Origin of the sequence: Methylobacterium sp. 37f, assembly GCF_023093475.1 — a bacterium.
GTDB lineage: Bacteria > Pseudomonadota > Alphaproteobacteria > Rhizobiales > Beijerinckiaceae > Methylobacterium.
In genome coordinates, this window is the sequence record NZ_JAGHKN010000048.1 from 1 (window position 1) to 17434 (window position 17434).

The 17434-nt window shown below is 68.7% G+C and carries 17 protein-coding genes and 2 pseudogenes; 8 read left to right on the plus strand and 11 right to left on the minus strand.

The genetic code is table 11. The annotated features are described in order from the left end of the window. The 8 genes and pseudogenes from J7U37_RS22120 to J7U37_RS22155 all read left to right on the plus strand — a co-directional run. Nucleotides 1-233 (plus strand): annotated as a pseudogene (locus J7U37_RS22120) (mechanosensitive ion channel protein MscS); the annotation flags it as partial. Between the two features lie 105 nt (nucleotides 234-338). After that, a complete protein-coding gene (locus tag J7U37_RS22125) occupies nucleotides 339-1328 on the plus strand; it encodes a mechanosensitive ion channel domain-containing protein (RefSeq protein ID WP_018042939.1) in 990 nt (329 codons plus the stop codon). Nucleotides 1329-1651: 323 nt separating this feature from the next. Beyond that, complete coding sequence (locus J7U37_RS22130; RefSeq protein ID WP_247637112.1) at nucleotides 1652-2791, plus strand: PAS domain-containing sensor histidine kinase; 1140 nt, start codon at nucleotides 1652-1654, stop codon at nucleotides 2789-2791. Next, nucleotides 2775-3200: a response regulator gene (locus J7U37_RS22135; RefSeq protein WP_018042937.1), complete on the plus strand. Its 426-nt coding sequence runs from the start codon at nucleotides 2775-2777 to the stop codon at nucleotides 3198-3200. The genes J7U37_RS22130 and J7U37_RS22135 overlap by 17 nt, the downstream gene beginning before the upstream one ends. A 14-nt stretch (nucleotides 3201-3214) precedes the next feature. After that, nucleotides 3215-4363 (plus strand): hybrid sensor histidine kinase/response regulator, encoded by a 1149-nt coding sequence (locus J7U37_RS22140; RefSeq protein WP_247637113.1) that lies wholly within the window; start codon nucleotides 3215-3217, stop codon nucleotides 4361-4363. Further along, on the plus strand, nucleotides 4354-6069 hold the full coding sequence (locus tag J7U37_RS22145; RefSeq protein ID WP_247637114.1) for an HWE histidine kinase domain-containing protein: 1716 nt from the start codon (nucleotides 4354-4356) through the stop codon (nucleotides 6067-6069). Before J7U37_RS22140 ends, J7U37_RS22145 begins: the two co-directional genes overlap by 10 nt. Before the next feature lie 513 nt (nucleotides 6070-6582). Continuing rightward, a complete protein-coding gene (locus tag J7U37_RS22150) occupies nucleotides 6583-7104 on the plus strand; it encodes a DUF1993 domain-containing protein (protein ID WP_247637115.1) in 522 nt (173 codons plus the stop codon). 149 nt (nucleotides 7105-7253) lie between these two features. Then, nucleotides 7254-8338, plus strand: a pseudogene (locus J7U37_RS22155) (molybdopterin-dependent oxidoreductase). 123 nt (nucleotides 8339-8461) lie between these two features. Here J7U37_RS22155 and J7U37_RS22160 read toward each other — a convergent pair. The 11 genes from J7U37_RS22160 to J7U37_RS22210 form a co-directional block, all read right to left on the minus strand. Then, on the minus strand, nucleotides 8462-9136 hold the full coding sequence (locus J7U37_RS22160) for a glutathione S-transferase N-terminal domain-containing protein (RefSeq protein WP_056093246.1): 675 nt from the start codon (nucleotides 9134-9136) through the stop codon (nucleotides 8462-8464). Between the two features lie 116 nt (nucleotides 9137-9252). Further along, entirely contained in the window at nucleotides 9253-10023 is a 771-nt protein-coding gene (locus J7U37_RS22165) for a molybdopterin-dependent oxidoreductase (protein ID WP_247637116.1), read from the minus strand. Then, on the minus strand, nucleotides 10020-10664 hold the full coding sequence (locus tag J7U37_RS22170) for a cytochrome b/b6 domain-containing protein (RefSeq protein WP_247637117.1): 645 nt from the start codon (nucleotides 10662-10664) through the stop codon (nucleotides 10020-10022). The genes J7U37_RS22165 and J7U37_RS22170 overlap by 4 nt, the downstream gene beginning before the upstream one ends. Nucleotides 10665-10724: 60 nt before the next feature. Continuing rightward, nucleotides 10725-11369, minus strand: a complete 645-nt coding sequence (gene msrA, locus J7U37_RS22175) for a peptide-methionine (S)-S-oxide reductase MsrA (RefSeq protein ID WP_247637139.1) — start codon at nucleotides 11367-11369, stop codon at nucleotides 10725-10727. Between the two features lie 153 nt (nucleotides 11370-11522). Beyond that, entirely contained in the window at nucleotides 11523-12017 is a 495-nt protein-coding gene (gene msrB, locus J7U37_RS22180; protein ID WP_147709031.1) for a peptide-methionine (R)-S-oxide reductase MsrB, read from the minus strand. A gap of 44 nt (nucleotides 12018-12061) precedes the next feature. Next, the gene (locus tag J7U37_RS22185; RefSeq protein ID WP_247637118.1) at nucleotides 12062-12820 is read right to left on the minus strand and encodes an NrsF family protein; all 759 of its coding nucleotides are present in this window, start codon (nucleotides 12818-12820) and stop codon (nucleotides 12062-12064) included. Then, nucleotides 12813-13403, minus strand: a complete 591-nt coding sequence (locus J7U37_RS22190; protein ID WP_147709029.1) for a sigma-70 family RNA polymerase sigma factor — start codon at nucleotides 13401-13403, stop codon at nucleotides 12813-12815. Before J7U37_RS22190 ends, J7U37_RS22185 begins: the two co-directional genes overlap by 8 nt. A 102-nt stretch (nucleotides 13404-13505) precedes the next feature. Further along, entirely contained in the window at nucleotides 13506-13763 is a 258-nt protein-coding gene (locus J7U37_RS22195) for a pentapeptide MXKDX repeat protein (protein ID WP_055950135.1), read from the minus strand. A gap of 82 nt (nucleotides 13764-13845) precedes the next feature. Further along, on the minus strand, nucleotides 13846-15942 hold the full coding sequence (locus J7U37_RS22200) for a protein-disulfide reductase DsbD domain-containing protein (protein ID WP_247637119.1): 2097 nt from the start codon (nucleotides 15940-15942) through the stop codon (nucleotides 13846-13848). A gap of 2 nt (nucleotides 15943-15944) precedes the next feature. After that, entirely contained in the window at nucleotides 15945-16577 is a 633-nt protein-coding gene (locus J7U37_RS22205) for an NrsF family protein (protein ID WP_247637120.1), read from the minus strand. 39 nt (nucleotides 16578-16616) lie between these two features. Beyond that, nucleotides 16617-17312: a DUF1223 domain-containing protein gene (locus J7U37_RS22210; protein WP_056093269.1), complete on the minus strand. Its 696-nt coding sequence runs from the start codon at nucleotides 17310-17312 to the stop codon at nucleotides 16617-16619. Nucleotides 17313-17434: the final 122 nt, after the last annotated feature.

A 17434-nucleotide genomic window follows, 5' to 3' on the forward strand; every position in this document is an offset into this window, starting at 1 on the left:
GCGCCTTGCTGACGGACGTGGCGTTGACCAGCCCGTACCTGAACTACGGCAAATCGGTCCGCGTGGTGCTGCACGAGGAGCCCTGGGGCACGCACTACAAGCTGCGCGCCTACCCGTTCGACATGCGCGACCAGTTCGCCTTCGTCAGCGACCTGACCGTTCGCGGCAAGCTGGCCATCGCCGACGCCGGTGCCATGGAGGCGGTCGCGCTGACGCCGTCTCCGACAAGCTGATCGGCCGACGACACCCACCCATCCGTAGACCGGACTTCGCGATAGCGGTCCGTCACATTTAGGCTCGGACGCGACCGCATCCTAGACCACACGAAGGACCAACGCGTGCATTTCCTCGGAATCGACTGGGTCGGCGTGAATGCCGAAAACGGGCGGAAGCTCTTGCTCTCCCTGATCTTCATCGCGGTGATCGTCGGGGGCGGGATCGGCCTTCGGGCGTTCGTCGGGCTGGTCCTGAACCGCACCGACCATTCCACGCTCCAGACCAAGTTCTGGACGCGCCAGGGCATCAGCCTTCTCGCGGCGGTGCTGCTTGTCCTCGGCCTGCTCTCGATCTGGTTCAACGATCCCGCCCGCCTCGCCACCGCCTTCGGGCTGATGTCCGCCGGCCTCGCGTTCGCCCTTCAGCAGGTCGTCACCTCGGTCGCCGGCTACTTCGTGATCCTGCGCGGCTCGACCTTCACCGTGGGCGACCGCATCACCATGGGCGGCGTGCGCGGCGACGTGCTCCGCCTCGGCTTCATCCAGACCACGATCATGGAGATGGGCCAGCCGCCGGCGGTGCAGGGCAGCAGCCCGGCCATGTGGGTGCGCAGCCGCCAGTTCACCGGTCGCATCGTCACGGTGAGCAACGCGCAGATCTTCTCCGAGCCGGTGTTCAACTACACCCGCGACTTCCCGTTCATCTGGGAGGAGATGTCCATCCCGATCACCTACGAGGCCGACAGGGCGAAGGTCGAGGCGATCATGCTCTCGGCAGCGAAGAAGCACGCCCTGGATACGAACGTCATGACCGACGAGGCCAAGGCGAACCTGCAGAACCGCTTCGGTGTCGAGCCCATCGACCTGGAGCCGCGCGTGTTCTTCCGGATCACCGACAACTGGCTGGAGCTGACCGTCCGCTTCATCCTCGGCACCCACCAGATCCGAGGCGCCAAGGACGCCATGAGCCGCGAGATGCTGGTGGGCCTCGACGCCGCTGGCATCGGCATCGCCTCGGCCACCTACGACATCGTCGGGCTGCCCCCCGTCGAGCTCGCCGGCCGGCGACGCGCCGGACGGACCGCCGCCCCGGCCCCGGAGGCTGCCGAATGACGGACCCGAGGGCGCATGCGTCGCCGCGGCCTTCCCGGGCGATCCGGTTTCGGTCTAGGCCGCCGACACTCCGCGTTTCCGTCGCATGGCTGGAGCGGCACTTGCGTTATCGAACCCGCCGCAGCCAGGACGGACATTGTCCGCCGCCTGGGGGACCGGGCCGGCCGAGACAGGCGCGGTCGTCGTGCGATGGGATCCTCCGGTGGATCCCTTGATGCGGATCACCGACGCGGGTGGACAAGGGCACCGAGGACGCGAAAAGACGTGCTCTACACGTTCGACCGCGAGCGGACGCCGGTGAGCCACCAAACAAGGGAAACGCCATGACAGACGCCGTGGCGCCGACGCCGACCGCTCCGGACGCGTCCGACTTCCGCAACCTCGCAGACACCCTGCCGCAGATGGCCTGGATCGCGGACGCGAATGGCGACATCTTCTGGTACAATCAGCGCTGGTACGACTACACGGGCACGACTATCGATTCCATGAAGGGATGGGGCTGGAAGGCCGTCCACCATCCCGATCACGTTGACCGGGTCGTCGAGCGGATCTCGCACGCCTTCAAGGCCGGCGAGCCGTGGAACGACACCTTCCCCCTCCGCAGCGCCACCGGCGAGTACCGCTGGTTCCTCTCGCTCGCCAACCCGTTTCGCGATGCGGAGGGGCGCGTCATCCGCTGGTACGGGACCAACACGGACATCACCGACCGCAAGCGCATGGAGGCACGTCTGGCCGGCAAGGCCCGCGACCTGCGCCGCACGAACGAGGAACTGGAGCAGTTCGCCTACGTCGCCTCGCACGACCTCAAGGCGCCGCTCCGCGGCATCGAGAACCTCGTCGGCTGGATCGAGGAGGACCTCGAAGGTGCCCTGACAGGCGACGTCCAAACCAACATGGAGCTCCTCAAGAGCCGGGTCCGGCGCCTGGAGAGCCTGCTGGACGACCTGCTGGCCTACTCAAGGGCCGGACGTGCCGACGTGGCCTTCACGCAGGTCGACACCAAGGCCCTCGTCGACGAACTCGCCGTGCTGGTGAGCCCACCCGACGGGTTCGAGATTGTCGCCGCCGACGACCTGCCGACGCTGAACGCGGCGAAGGCCCCGCTCACCCAGGCGCTCCAGAACCTGATCGGCAACGCGATCAAGCATCACGACCATCCGGGGGACGGTCGCGTCCGCGTCGATGCGCACCCGATGGGCGATATGGTAGAGTTCGTGGTCACGGACGACGGTGCCGGCATCCCGGAGCAGTTCCGCGAGCGCGTGTTCGGCATGTTCCAGACCCTGAGGCCCCGCGACGAGGTCGAGGGCAGCGGCATGGGTCTGGCCATCGTCAGGAAACTCGTCGAGCGCCAGGGTGGCAAGGTCTGGCTGAACGAAGGCCGGGAGGGGCGTGGCCTCTCGGTGCATTTCACGTGGCCGCGGGACGGCGCGAAGGGGGGGGCTGATGGGTTCGACGGTTAACCTGCTGCTGGTCGACGACGACGAGGTCGACGTTCAGGGGCTCAAGCGTGCCTTCAAGAAGAGCAAGATCGGTAACCCGATCACGGTCGCCCGCGACGGCATCGAGGCGCTGGAGTACCTGCGCGGCCAGAACGGCAAGGAGAAGCTCCCGAAGCCCCACCTCATCCTGCTCGATCTCAACATGCCGCGCATGAACGGCATCGAGTTCCTGGAGGAGATCCGGGCCGACGAGGACCTACGCACCGCCGTGGTGTTCATGATCACCACCTCGAAGGCGGACGAGGACCGCATGCGGGCCTACGGGCACAACGTGGCCGGCTACATCGTCAAGCGCGATCCGGCCAACACCTTCATGGAGGCGGTCTCCATGCTGGAGCACTTCTGGAAGGTGGTCGAGTTCCCGCAATAGCGCTCGGCAGACACGTGGAATCCCCCACCCGCATCCTGCTGATCGACGACGACGCCGTCGACCGGACGTCCGTGCGCCGCGCCCTGAAGAAGTCGGGTTTGAAGCACGACCTGACCGAGGCGCCCGACGGCACGACCGGGCTGCGGCTGGCGCGGGAGGGCGCGTTCGATTGCATCCTGCTCGACTACCGCCTGCCGGACGTCGACACCTTCGACCTCCTCGCCTCGCTCCTCGCCCTCCCGGGCGAGGGTCACGCCGTGCTGATGCTGACCGGCGAGGCGGACGAGGACCTGGCATTCCGGCTGATGCGGGCCGGCGCCCTCGACTACCTCGCCAAGGCGGAGGCGACGCCGTCGAGCCTGGCTCGGGCGATCCGGTACTCTGAGGCGCGCCGCGGCTTCCAGGCGAAGCTCGACGAGGCTCGGCGCGAGGCCGAGGCGAAGTCGCTGGAGCTCGATACCCTCAACCGGCAGAAGACCCTGCTGTTCTCGATCATCGCCCACGACCTGCGCAACCCGTTCCAGTCGCTGCTCGGCCTGTCGGAGGTCCTGGGGAAGGCGGTGGCGACGCGGGACCACGCCTCCATCGAGCGTCGTGCCAAGGGCATCAACGACGCCGCCACGCAAGCCTACGCCCTGCTGGAGAGCCTGTTCTCCTGGACGAGCCTGCAGATGGACACGATGGCGGTGACGATTACCGACGTCGCCCTCGGCACGGTGGGGGCGGAAGTGATGCAGGGCGCTGCCGAGGCGGCTGCCGACAAGGGTCTGACCCTGTCCATCGACTGCCGGGGGGCCACGGTCCGCGCGCAGCGGGACATGCTGGCTACTGTCCTGCGCAACCTCGTGAGCAACGCGGTCAAGTTCACCCTGCCGGGCGGCACCATCACGGTCGCCGGCCAGCGGACCGGGAGCGGCATTGAGATCACGGTCTCTGATACCGGTGTCGGCATGCCCGCCGGAAAGGTGGCCGACCTGTTCCGGCTCGACCGGCGCAGCACGACGAACGGGACGGCGGGCGAGCGCGGGAGCGGGTTGGGGCTCCTGCTGTGCCGCGACCTCGTGGAGCGCCAAGGCGGCGAATTGACCGTCGTGAGTTCTCCCGACCAGGGCACCACCTTCCGCTTCACCCTTCCGGAAGCGGCCGGCGCCCCATGTCCCTGACGACCCGCATCCTGCTCCTCGTGCTGCTTGCCCTCGCGCCCGCATTGGCGATCCAGGGCTACAACGAGCACGCCTTGCGCACCTCGCGCGACGAAGTTGTGCGCGCCGATACGATGGCGACGGCCCGGACCGTCGCCGAGGACCTTTCGCAGGTCGCGGAGTCGGCCCGCCAAGCCCTCAACTTCCTGGCTCAGGACCCGGCGGTCCGGGCGATGGAGCCCTCGGGCTGCACCGAGTACCTCCGCCGGGCCGTGCGCGACAATCCGCAATTCGCGGTGTTCGCGCTGACCCGGTCGGACGGGACCGTCGTGTGCAACAGCCTCGGGTCCGCGTCCGGCTCCTACGCCGTACCCGACCGGGTCTACCAGCGTCGCGCCGTCGCCGAGGGCACGTTCGTGATGGGGACCTATGCTCGCGGCAACGCCTCCCGCAGGGACTCGCTGCACTTCGCCCAAGCGCTGCCCGACGCGGAGGGGCGCACGGTCGGCGTGCTCGCCGTCGCCGTCGACCTCGGGTGGCTCGACGGTTACCTTAGGCGCAACCTGAGACTTCCCAGCACGTCCGTGACGGTGGCGGACCAGGACGGCATCATCCTGGTTCGCTATCCCGACGGGACTGGTTGGGTCGGAAAACCGGTGCCGCCGGATCGACAGCGCATCGTGATGAGTCGTGGCGAGGGTGTCCGCGTCGACTTCGGCATCGACGGACGCGAACGCATCCTCGCCAATGCCAAGCCCGGCGGCGCGGCGTCTTCGGCCTGGGTGACGGTCGGCCGCGACCGGCAGATTGCCTTCGCGGACGTGGACGCCGCCACCCGCAGGGGCGTGGTGCTGATCGCGCTGGGTGCGGTTCTGGCCGTCGCCGCCGCGTTCCTGGCGGGGCGCGCCTTCATCCGGCGCCCCTTCGACCGCCTGCTCCGGACGGCATCGAAATGGCAGGCCGGAGACCTCGCCGCCCGGACCGGGTTGGACGGCGCCGACGAGTTCGGCCGCCTCGGCAGCAAACTCGACGCGATGGCCGGAAGCCTTCAACGCAACGAGGTCGACCTTCGCGACGAGGTCCGCAACGGTCGCGCGATGCAGGAGCGTCAGGTGACGATGCTGCACGAGTTGAACCATCGCGTGAAGAACACCCTCGCCACGGTCCAGGCCCTGGCACGGCAATCGACGCGCGGCGGCGAGGCGCCAGGCGAGCGGCTTGAGGCGCGCATCCTCGCCCTGTCGAAGACCCACGACCTCCTGACGCGGGACGACTGGTCGGGCGCCCCCTTGCGGGCGGTGTTGGAGAACGAGCTCGGTCCCTACCGGGGTGGCGACGCGACCTTCGTCGTGGACGGACCCGATGTGGACCTGCCGCCGCGCCACGTCCTCTCCCTCGGGATGACGTTGCACGAGCTCGTCACCAACGCCGCCAAGCACGGAGCCCTATCGGTGCCGGACGGCGAGATCCGCGTGACCTGGCGCGTGGTCAGGACCGAAGGCGGTGCGAGGCGATTGCGGCTGGACTGGGTTGAGGACGGGGGTCCGGCGTCGCCGCCGCCAACGAGGCGCGGTTTCGGCACCCGGCTCATCGCGGTGAGCATCGAGCGGGAGCTCGACGGAAAGCTCGCCCTCGACTTCGCGTCCGAAGGCTTGCGCTGCTCCGTCGACGTGCCGCTCCCGGCCCCGACGGTGGCCACTATGAGCCCGTTCACTCCGCTGCAGTAGGGTCGCGCGTGCGAGACGCCCGTGGCGCTCAGAGCAGGCCCATGGCGAGCCTATGCAGGAGGTCGTCGAGCCACGCCTTCTGATGGTTCCCCCTCAACGCCAGGCCGGGACGATGTCCGATGTCGGCCAGGAGCCCCCCAAGGCTCATGAGTAATCCCGCTTCCAGGGTGTTGTAACCACCGGGCCTTCTCTGGTCTGACCGCCTTCGAAGTAGAGACCTTCGGGATGATCGGACGTGAAGGTTCGTTGAAGGCGCGAGGCTGCCTTGCGCCGCTCTCAAAGCCAGCGTCAGCTTTTCTATCTTTTAAATCCTAAACCGGACGGGCAGAAATCCACCCAACCGGGTCGTAGAGAGGACGGACGGGTCCCGACCCATGCCAGACGCCCGGACCATCCACATCGCGTCCCAGAAGCGGTCGTTCGTCGGGCGTCCGGCACATTCGCTCGAAGCACACTTCCACGGTGTGCGCCATCTCACTGCGTCTTCGATGGCAGGTGCCTTAGCCACCCTGGATGAGCATCAGCATCCACGACGTCAGCGTCCCGATCTTCGTTAACGCGCTACGCAACATGAGCGCGTGGCTCGACAAGGCGGCATCGGAAAAGCCGGAAGCCGAGTTGTTCGTCCAGCGGCTGGCACCCGACATGAAGCCTCTGCCTGCCCAGTATCAAATGGCGTCCGACAGCGCGAAGAACGCGGTGGCACGGCTCGCCGGGATCGAAGCGCCCTCGATGCCAGACGTCGAGGCCACCTTCGCCGAACTCAAGGAGCGCTGTGCCAGGACGATTGCCTTTGTCGAGGGCATCGATCCGGCCGCGTTGGCCTCAGGCGCGGAGCGCGAGGTGGAACTGAAGTTCCCGAACGGCATGGGATACCGCTTCAACGGGCAGGCCTATCTTACCGGCTTCGCGCTTCCGAACTTCTTCTTCCATGTGACCACAGCCTACGGCATCCTCCGCAGCGCTGGCGTGAGCCTCGGCAAACCGGATTTTCTCCAGCATCTCGGGCCGCCGAACATCCACTCCGCGAACTAGTCGTCCAAGATTCCCAGGCCAGAATCCGATCTGCGGGATGGGGTGAACGTGCGCATGACGAATATGCCTCGGCTGCCTTCAGGTCGTCGAGTGAGCCTTGGCGCCGCCGGCGCGTTCACTCCCGTGAACTCACCCGAACGGGAGTCCCGATGTCGAGCCTATCCGAGCGAAAGGCTCGCCTGATCGTCCATGGCGATCAGCCCTACAATGCCGAACCGCCTCTTGGCCGACTGCGTGCTTCCTACCGGACGCCGGCGGAGGACTTCTATGTCCGCTCGCACGGCGATCTACGGGACCTCGACCCGGACACCTGGCGCCTGACCGTCGAGGGCGGAGCCGGTGTCACGCTGGAGCTGTCGCTGCGCGACCTCCGTACCCGCTTCCCGGAAGCCACGGTCACGGCAACGATGCAATGTGCCGGCAATCGGCTCGCCGACATGCGAGCGGTTGCCCCGGTCTCCGGCGACCCATGGGATGCCGGTGCCATCGGGACGGCCGAATGGACCGGGGTCCGCCTCGGCGACCTCCTGCGCGAGGCGCGGGTGTCGCGGATGGCGCGGATCTCCATGTGGCCTTTGAGAGCCACGACATGGTGGAAGGTCACCCGTACGGAGCCTCGATCCCACTGGGCAAGGCCATGGCGCCCGAGACCTTGCTTGCCTACGCCATGAACGGTGAAGCCTTGCTGCCCGAGCACGGCTTCCCGGTCCGTGCGGTCGTGCCGGGATATGCCGGCGTGCGCAGCCCCAAATGGCTCCGGCGCCTCGCCGTGCAGGACCATCCGTCCGACAACTCGATCCAGGCCGACGATTACAAGCTGTACCCGTCCGACGTGACCGCGGAGACGGCGGATCCGACCAAGGGACACACCATCGACACGATGCCGCTCAACGCCGCGATCTGCGAGCCGGACCGCGGAGCCGCACTCACGGCCGGACGGAACAGGGTTCGCGGTTACGCGGTGAGCGGCGACAGGGGCATCGTCCGCGTCGATGTCTCCGGGAACGGAGGCCGGTCCTGGCTGCAGGCAGATCTGGAGCACGAGCCGGATGCGCCGTTCGCCTGGACGTTCTGGAGCGTGGACCTCGACCTGCCCCCAGGCGAGCACGAGCTTGCTGTCCGCGCCTGGGACGCGGCCAGCCAGACGCAGCCGGCGCTACCGGACGATACATGGAACCACAAAGGCTACCTCTGCACCTGCTGGCACCGGGTGCGGGTGCGTGTGACCGGGTAGACCCTTGGTCGCTTGATCACCGTTTCAAATGGTCGAAGGGGCTCGTCAGCTATCCCCGCTCTGATGCCTCCGCCGGATGGGGCGATGCCCAGCAACGGCGGAGTTCGAGGGCAAAGACGATTGTCAGGACTTGAGATGCCGAAACATGTTGGCGCGCGCCTCGTCGTCCATCTCGGGCTTGAAGGGGAAGCGGTCCTTGAGGCCGGCAGCACGCGCGGCGGCTGGGCGGGTAGCAATCTCGTCGTGGTGGCGCTTGAGGTGGGGCAGCTCCGCCCAGGCCGTCTCGCCGAGGACGAAGGGGATCATGCGGGCCCATCCCCAGGCGCTCATGTCCGCGATGGTGTAGGCGTCGCCCACGAGGTAGCGGCGCTGGGCGAGGTGTGCGTTCAGGATATCGTAGTGACGGCGCGCCTCGAAGCTGTAGCGCGCCTGGGCATAGGGCACCTGTTCCGGGGTGAAGTGCCGGAAATGGACCGCCTGGCCGGAGAACGGCCCGACGCCCGTCGCGACGAACATCAGCCAGGACAGGAGTTGAGCCCGGTCGCCACCCGAAGGCGGCAGGAATCGTCCGGTCTTCTCGGCGAGGTAGAGCAGGATGGCATTGCTGTCGAAGATCACATCCGCGTCGTCGACGAGGACCGGCACCTTGCCGTTCGGATTGAGGGCCAGGAAATCAGGCGCGAACTGGTCACCCTTGCGGGTGTCGATCGGGACGGGCTCGTAGGGCAGTCCGAGCTCCTCCAGCAGCAACGCGACCTTCGTCGGGTTCGGAGAGCCGTTGAAGAAGAATTTCAGCATTTCAAAACCTCATGCCGTTCCGTGCCGGTGGCCGCCAAACCGCTCGGCAACTCCCGTTTAGCGGCGGTCCACATGACACCGATCGGCGGATATCGGGCGATTCACGTTCAGACTCACTACAGCCCGGAAAACCAGTTGTAGCCCTGATCTTCCCAGTATCCACCCGGGTAATCGTTCGTCACCGTGATGGCCATGATGTGCTTGGGGTTCTTGAACCCGAGCTTCGTCGGAATGCGCAGCTTGACCGGAAAGCCGTATTTCGGCGGCAGGGGTGCGCCGGCGTAGTCCAGGGCCAGGATCGTCTGGGGGTGAAGCGCGCTCGGCATGTCGATGCTCGTCCAATAATCGTCCCCGCAGGCGAAGCGGACGTAACGTGCGGTCGTGTCGGCCCCGATCCGTTCGAGGAAGGTCCGGAACGGGACCCCCGACCATTGCCCGATGGCGCTCCAGCCCTCGACGCAGACGTGGCGGGTGATCTGCGCTTCCTGCGGCAGGGTCCTCAGGCGGTCGAGGGTCCACGGCGCCTTGTCGGCGACGAGACCGGCGAGTCCGAGCTTCCAGGTCGACCCGTCGATCACCCGGATCTTGCTCGCCGGATAATAGGCATTGAAGGGGAAGTCCGGGGTGATCTCCGAGACAGCGAAGGTCGGGGCCAGGCGCGTGCCCCCGAAGAGGGCACCCTGGACGCGATCGTTCAGCCGCGAGATCCCACCAAGGATGCTCTCCACCTGCGGGTTGTCCGAGATGTCGCAACCGCCGAGCGCGAGGCTCCCCGCCGCGACGAGGCCGCCGCGCAGGAACAGGCGTCGGTCGGCGCGGACGAGGGGCGTCCCAGGGACCGTGAGATCCGGACGCGGGCGGCGGAGAAGGCGATCGAGGGGCGTCATAGCTTCACCACGCGGTTGCGGCCGAAATGGATCTCCCGGCCGATGATCATGGTCGGCAGGGTCCTGGGAACCAGGAGCACCAGGGCGAGATGCACTGCCACGAAGCCGGCGATGCCGGCCATGGCGAGGAAATGGACGATCCGCGCCGTGTCGTAGCCGCCCATCAGCGCCGTCAGGGGCGCGAACTGGACCGGCTTCCAGATCGCGAGACCGGAGAGCACGATGACGATTCCGATGAGCAGGACCGCGACGTAGAGGAGACGCTGAACGGCGTTGTAGACGCCCGGGTCGTGGGGAAGCCTGAACCTCAGGGCGGCGACGAAATCATGCCCGATCTCGCGCGGCCGCAGGGGCGTGAGGCGCCGGCGCAGGTGGCCCGAGATCAGTCCATAGGTCAGGTAGACGAGGCCGTTGGCGACGAGGAGCCACATCCCCGCGAAGTGCCATTGCAGGGCCCCGCCGAGCCAGCCACCCAGGGTGACCGATTTCGGGAACGCCCAATCGCCGAAGATCGGCGAGGCGTTGTAGATGCGCCATCCGCTGGTGATCATGATCAGCATGGCCAAGGCGTTCACCCAATGGGTGATCCGAACGACCAGGGGGTGGATCGGGCGCTCGGCCCGCGGCGAAGAGGGATACATCGGGACCGTCCTGAAGAGGTGGTGGCTGTCGGACCGTCGAGCCCGAGGCGTGGGATCGCGTCAGGCGGGGTCGTGTCCGACGAGGGCCGGAGCCGGCGCGGCGAATTCGGGAAAGAAGCGTTTCAGGTCGCGCACCTTCGCGGCGTCGTTGGCGACGATGTACGGGTGTCCGGGATGCAGGACCATGAAGTCCTGGTGGTAGGCCTCGGCCGGGTAGAACGGAGCACCGAGTTCGATCCGGGTGGCGACCGGCGCACCGTAGCCTCCGGAGGCGTCGAGTTGCGCGATGTAGGCGCGGGCCACGGCGCCCTGCTCGGCATTGCCCGGGAACAGGGCCGAGCGGTATTGCGGGCCATGATCCGGCCCCTGCCGATCGACCAGCGTCGGATCGAGGGCGACGGAGAAGAAGACCCGGAGCAACGTGTCGTAGGAGACCACGCGTGGATCGTAGGTCACCCGGACCGCCTCGGCGTGTCGCGTACGCCCGCTGGAGACGGCCTGGTAGTTCGCGCTTGCTCCGTCTCCGCCGGCATAGCCCGAAACCGCCTGGGTGACGCCGCGGACGTTCTGGAACACCCCCTGCACGCCCCAGAAGCATCCACCGGCGAACACCGCGCTCTGAAGCCGGGCGGGTTCACGCGCCGGTGTCGCGGCGGCCGGCAGGCGCCGGCTCGCTTCCTCGGCGCCGGCCCGTTCGATCGTCATGGAGAGGACGAGGCCGAACAGGGCCAGGACACCGCCGCCGAAAGCCCCCGTCAGGCGCGAGCGATACGGGGGAACGGTCGCGGGCTTAACGATCTGGGACATGGGGGTGGTCCTTTGGGGTGGTCCTTTGCGGGACGGTAAAGACGCGATCGGTCAGGCGGGCTCGAAGCGCAGCGCGACGCCGTTCATGCAGTAGCGAAGTCCCGTGGGGGCGGGTCCGTCGGCGAAGACGTGGCCGAGATGCCCGCCGCAGCGCCGGCAATGCACCTCCGTCCGGCTCATCCCCAGGCTGGAATCCGTCGTCGTGCCCACGGCCTCCGCGAGGGGGGCGGTGAAGCTCGGCCAGCCGGTTCCGCTCTCGAACTTTGCGCTGGAGGCGAATAGCGGCTGGTCGCACCCGGCGCAGGCGAAACGACCGGCGCGCTTCTCGGCGTTGAGTGGGCTCGAGCCGGCGCGCTCGGTGCCGTGCCGGCGCAGGACCGCGTAGCCGTCGGACCCGAGCTGCGCCCGCCAAGCGGCCTCGCTCTTCGCGACGGCGAAGGTTTCGGCCGCGGCGGGGCCGCCGACCAGGGACCCTCCGGCGGCGCGAAGGAATGTCAGGATGCCGAGTGCCGAGACGCCGGCGGTGAGGATCTGTCTGCGGTCCATGGTGCCGAGTTCCTTGATGCCGGGCTCCTTGCCGGAGGCTCTGGTCAGTCATTCGCCTTGCGGATCGAGCCGGTTACAGGCCGGCCTCGCGGTCCGGCATTTCTGTCGAGGAGGCGGCCGCCGAAAAGACTGTTCAGGCCGACGACGATGAGGACGGCGACGAGGTGGACCAGCAGGTCCGTCGCGGTGGCGTCGTGCGGATGGAACGGCACCAGCAAGGCCGCCGCCGCCGCGGCTGCGGCAAGTCCCCCGAGGGCCGCCGTGAGATTGGGGCGAAGCGGGCAGGCCCGCCGCAGCATCAGCACCAGCAGGACGGACAGCGGCAGCGAGACTCCCATCAGGAACACGAAGCAGCCCCGCATCTCCTCCGGCTCGGCGAGGTTGGCGGCCGGCGCGAGCCAACCACGAAGGCAGCCGAGGCCACTGGCGCCGAGCCAGAGGACGAGCGGGGGGAGCGGCAGCCATGACCAGGCCGCGCTTCGGCCGGGCACGCTGCTCTGGAAGGCCGCCAGCGCAGCCGCGATGGCCGTGAGGATCGCCCCGAGGGCCGCCCAGTGCAGGTCCGGCACACCGAGACGCGCCCGCAATCCCGAGACGTCGGACATCGGCACGAGGAGGAGGCCCACCGTGAGCACCGCGCCGGACCAGACCAGGGTCCGGCGCCCCGGGCCCGGGAGCCGGCGGACCGGCGTCAGCGACCGGGCCAGATCCTCGACGAGATCGTGGGTGGAAAGGTCTCGGCTGGCCGGGTCTTGGGTGACCGGGTCTTGGGTGACCGGGTCTTGGGTGACCGGATCAGACATCCGTGTCTTCCTTGCGGGATGAGAGCGATACGCGGAGGGCCTTGAGACCACGGTGGAAGTTGACTTTGAGCGCCCCCTTGGTCCGCCCGGTGAGCGTCGAGGTCTCGTCGAGGGACAATTCGCGCAGGGCGATGTGCTCGATCGCCTCCCGCTGTCCTTCGGGGAGATGCGCGACGGCCGCAGCGAGGATCGCTGCACGCTCGCGACGCGCCAGGTCGTCACCCGGCCCAGGGCCGTCGTCGGCACGCGCCTCATAGGCGAGCGGCTCGTGGACTTCCTGCGGACGACGCCCCTTGCGGCGCAACGCGTCGATGGCCCGCCGCTGCGTGATGGCGCGCAACCACGGCAGGAACGGCCGGGCCGGATCGTAGGTCGCCCGCGCGCGATGAAGGGTGAGCAGGGTGTCCTGCACCACGTCGTCGAGCGCCGCTCCCTGAACCCCCTTGGCCCGTGCCATCGCGGAGATCACCGGCAGGCAATCGCGCAGGAGTGCCCGGTAAGCGGCGGCATCGCCGACCTGCGCCGCCTGCATCGCGGCGGACAGGGCTGCCTCGCCGGACAAGGCCGCTGATCGAACGGGCATGGGATCGGGGATTCCGGACGCTGCGGGGAGAGCCGGGAAGAACCCGGCATGAGGAACGGGCGGCCCGAATGGCCGACCCGCACCGTCCGCATGAGGCCGAACTTACTTCTTCATCGAGTCCTTGGCCATGCCGTCCTTACCCATCGAATCCTTGGCCATGCCGTCCTTGGCCATGGAATCCTTGGCCATGGAATCCTTGCTCATCCCGTCCTTCTTCATTCCGTCCTTGGCCATGGAGTCTTTCGACATGCTGTCCTTGGCCATCCCGTCCTTAGCCATGGAATCGACGGCATAAGCCGGAGCACCGGAGACGGCGGTGGCGAGGACGAGAGCGGCGGCGACGCGGAAGAGAGTGCTCATGTGAGGCGATCCTTCTGGGGTGTACCGAAAATCTTGGCGGTACTGGATTGTCTTTCGAAGGGGTGCCGACGACGGTTACAGGTCAGGGCGAAAAATCCGTCGTGATCTTGTCTGGGCTCTCGCGCTCCGCTCGCTCGATGGCGTCCCGTAGCGTTGCCGGCGCCAGAAGTTCCGGCAGGGCCTCGCCGCGCGGCAGGCCGGGCCCGTAGACGGCCACAAGCGGGATCCCGAAGCGTCCGAAGCGGCGCAGGAAGGCGAGGATGGCCGGGTCTGCCTGGGTCCAGTCCGCCCGCATCGCGACCGCATCGGGCGCCGACAGGCGCGCAAGGGTCTCCGCGCGATCGAGGGTGGTGACGTCGTTGATCCGGCAGGTCAGGCACCAGGACGCCGTCACGTCGACGACGACGACCTTGCCCTCCGCCACCAGGGCGGGGATCGCCTCGGGGGCGAAGGCGCGCCAGGGTCCGTCCTCCACCTGAGCCACCGGGGTCATTCCAGAGCTGCGCGGCCACACCGTCACCGAGACGAGCGCGAGGACGAGGGCCGCGGTGACCAGGCTTCGGCGACGATCGGGAACGCGCGGCCGTCGGCTCAGGGCGAGCCAGCCGAGCAGAAGGGCCAGGATGCCCGCCAACCCCATCGCCCGAGGGATGCCGGCCACCTCGGCGAAGACCGTCAGGAGCCATACGGTCGTTCCGAGGAGAAGAAGGCCGAACCCGCTTCGAAGCCGGATCATCCAGGGGCCGGGTCGCGGCAGCAGGCGCGTCCATCCCGGTCTCAGCGCAAGAAGCACGAAGGGGAGCGCCATTCCGAGGCCGAGCGCCGCGAAGACCGTCAGGATCTCGAAACGTCCCCGGGTCAGCGCGAAGCCCACCGCGCTTCCGACGAACGGTGCCGAGCAGGGCGTGGCCAGCAGGGTGGCGAAGGCGCCGGTGAGGAAGGCCTCCGACAGGTGCCCGGACCCGCGCAGGGATCCGAGGGCGGCCAGCGGGCGGGGCAGTCCGAGGGTCACCCACGAGAACAGGCTCGCGGCGAACAGCGCCGTGAGCAGGGCCATGCCGGCGAGAAACCACGGTGCCTGGAACTGGATGCCCCAGCCGACGCTGGCCCCCGAGGCCTTCACGGCGATCAGAGCCAGGGCGATGGCGAGGAAGGACGCGAGGATGCCCGCCGCCGTCGCGAGCAGTTCGGCCCGGACGCTCCCCCGCTGCGCTCCGGCTGCCCGCGTCAACGCGAAGGCCTTCAGGGACAGGACCGGCAGGACGCAGGGCATCGCATTGAGGACGAGACCGCCGAGCAGGGCCGTCGCCAGGATGGCGAGCCACGCACCCCAGCCGGTGCCGGTCGTGGCCGGGAGCGTGACTTCGGCGCTGCGCAGGCCATCGACCAGGGTGATGCGCAGCGCGCTATCCGCAGCGTCCGGGGGCAGGCTCAGGGCGAGCCGGGCCGCACGGCCACCGTCGGCCAGGGCGATTTCCGGAGGGTCGGTCACGACGCCCGTCAGACCCTCGACGAACAGATCCGGCGCGACGAAGGCTCGGCGTTCGCTGGTCACCCGCAGGACCAGGCGCCGGTCGTTCGGCGGTCCCTCCCGGGCCTGCCCGACGAGGGCGAAGCCCGCAGCCTCGGGCGGCCCGGGAACGCGCACGCGGGCGGCATCGATCAGTCCCGCCTCCGCCGAGGGGCGATCCGGTCCCGCCGGCAGCGCGAGTTCGAGGGTCGCGCGATAGGGCACGCAGACCTCACCGCAGACCGCGTGCACGAGGCGCAGGCGCAGATGCGCGGCCCCGTCGCCACGCCGTGTGAAGCGAAGGGGCAGGACGACGCCGGATTCGTACACGAACGTCTGGAGGTCGCCGACGGTGAGGCGTCGCGGTGCGGGCCAGGCGATGGATTCGAGCACGAGCCCGTCCGATCCGCTCCAGTCGAAGGTCGGGGCCAAGCCGGCATCGCCCGGGCTGCGCCACGCCCCGTGCCAGCCCTCACCGAACCGAAACTCGAGGCCCGCTTCGACGGGCGATCCGTTGTCCACGGCGTCCGTGGCCGTCACGAGCCGCACCGCCGCTCGGTCGTCGCCGATCCACGCGGTGGATGCCGCCTGCGCGGGGAAAGCTCCGAGAAGGAAGAGCGGCGCGAGGCAGGCGAGCAGACTGCGCCGGACGGGAGCGATCGGGACCATCCTCAGGCACTTGCGCGAAGCAGGCGCCGGCCGAACCCGGCCCCGGCTCCGGAGAGCAGCGCCACCGCGAGCGCGTGCAGGGCGAGGTCATTCAGCGCCATGGCGAAGGGGTGGAACAGGCCCAGGATCGACGCCGCGGCGGAGGCCGCCGCCAGACCCGCGAGGCCGCCGCTTAAGGATGGATGGAGGGCGTAGCCGCCCTTCAGGATCGCGGCGAGAAGCAGCGCGAAGGGAACGCCGAGCCCCAGGATGAATCCGACGCAGGCGCAGGCTTCCGACAGGGCGATCGGCGCTCCATGCTCCGCGCCTGCGCCGGAGACACTCGCCCCGATCCAGAGCGCAAGGCTCGGCGCGGGTAAAAGGGCCCAGCGCGGATCACGGTCGGGCAGCGTCGCGAGGATCGCCGCCGCCGCCGCGGTGACGGCGGTGGCAATCGATCCGACGGCTGCCAGGACGAGGTCTGGCTCGCCAGCGTGGCGTGAAAGTGCCCCCTTCAGGTCGGCGACCGCCGCGAGGCCGGCGCCGGGGAGAGCGACGACCAGCAGCCAGCCGAGCATCCGCCGGAGCGGTGAGCGCAGACGCCGGACGGGAACGAGGCCGCGGGCCAGCGCGTCGATCAGGCGGGTATGACGCAAGGCGCCAGGACTTGGCTCGTCGTTCCAGAGGGGCATGTCTCAAGCCCCTGGCGAGAGGCGTGCGGCTCCGAGGATGCGGCCGTCCGATTGCTGCACGATCACGGCGGCATCCTGCCCGGCCGGCAACGCCTCGCTGAACTGCAGGGGCTCGCCCGACCAGGTGCCGAGGGTGCGCAGCGAGCGCACGACATTGGCCTGCACGAGGGTCCGTCCGCTATTCTCGCCCCGGGCCACGGGGGTGCGCAGGGACCGGTCGAAGCCGACGAGGATCACACGGGCGCTGCCCTTGCCGGACCCGACCGTCACGGCGATGCGGCCGTTTCGGCGCGCGATCGCGACCTCGGTTCCGGTGCTCACCTCGGCCCGGGCCGCCGCGACGGCCGAGGCGGCCTCCGCACGGCGCGATCCCACCACGCTCCTGCGGCCGTCGATCACGAGCTGCGGCGTGAAATTTCCCTCGCCGAGATGCCCCGCATAGGTCGCCTGCCGCTCGGTCGCGCCCGCGAAGGAGGCGGTGTCCTTCCAGCCGAGATCGTCCCAGTAGGTGACGTGGAATCCCAGTGCCAGAAGGTCGTCGCGACCGGCCAACTCACCGAGCAGCGCTTCCGCCGGCGGGCAGGACGAGCACCCTTGCGACGTGAACAGTTCCACCACCACGGGCCGGGCGAGCACAGGCCCGGACACGAGCATGACCGACGTCAGGGCGAGGAGAAGAGACGTGAGGCGGGACGACATGGCGTACTCCGTGACGCGGCGGGATACCCGTCATTCGTCGCGGGCGACGCCCGGTTACAGTCTATCGGTGGGTCTGTACGGGTCGCAGGGCCCGGTTCGCCGAAGTCCTGATGTCAAAGAAC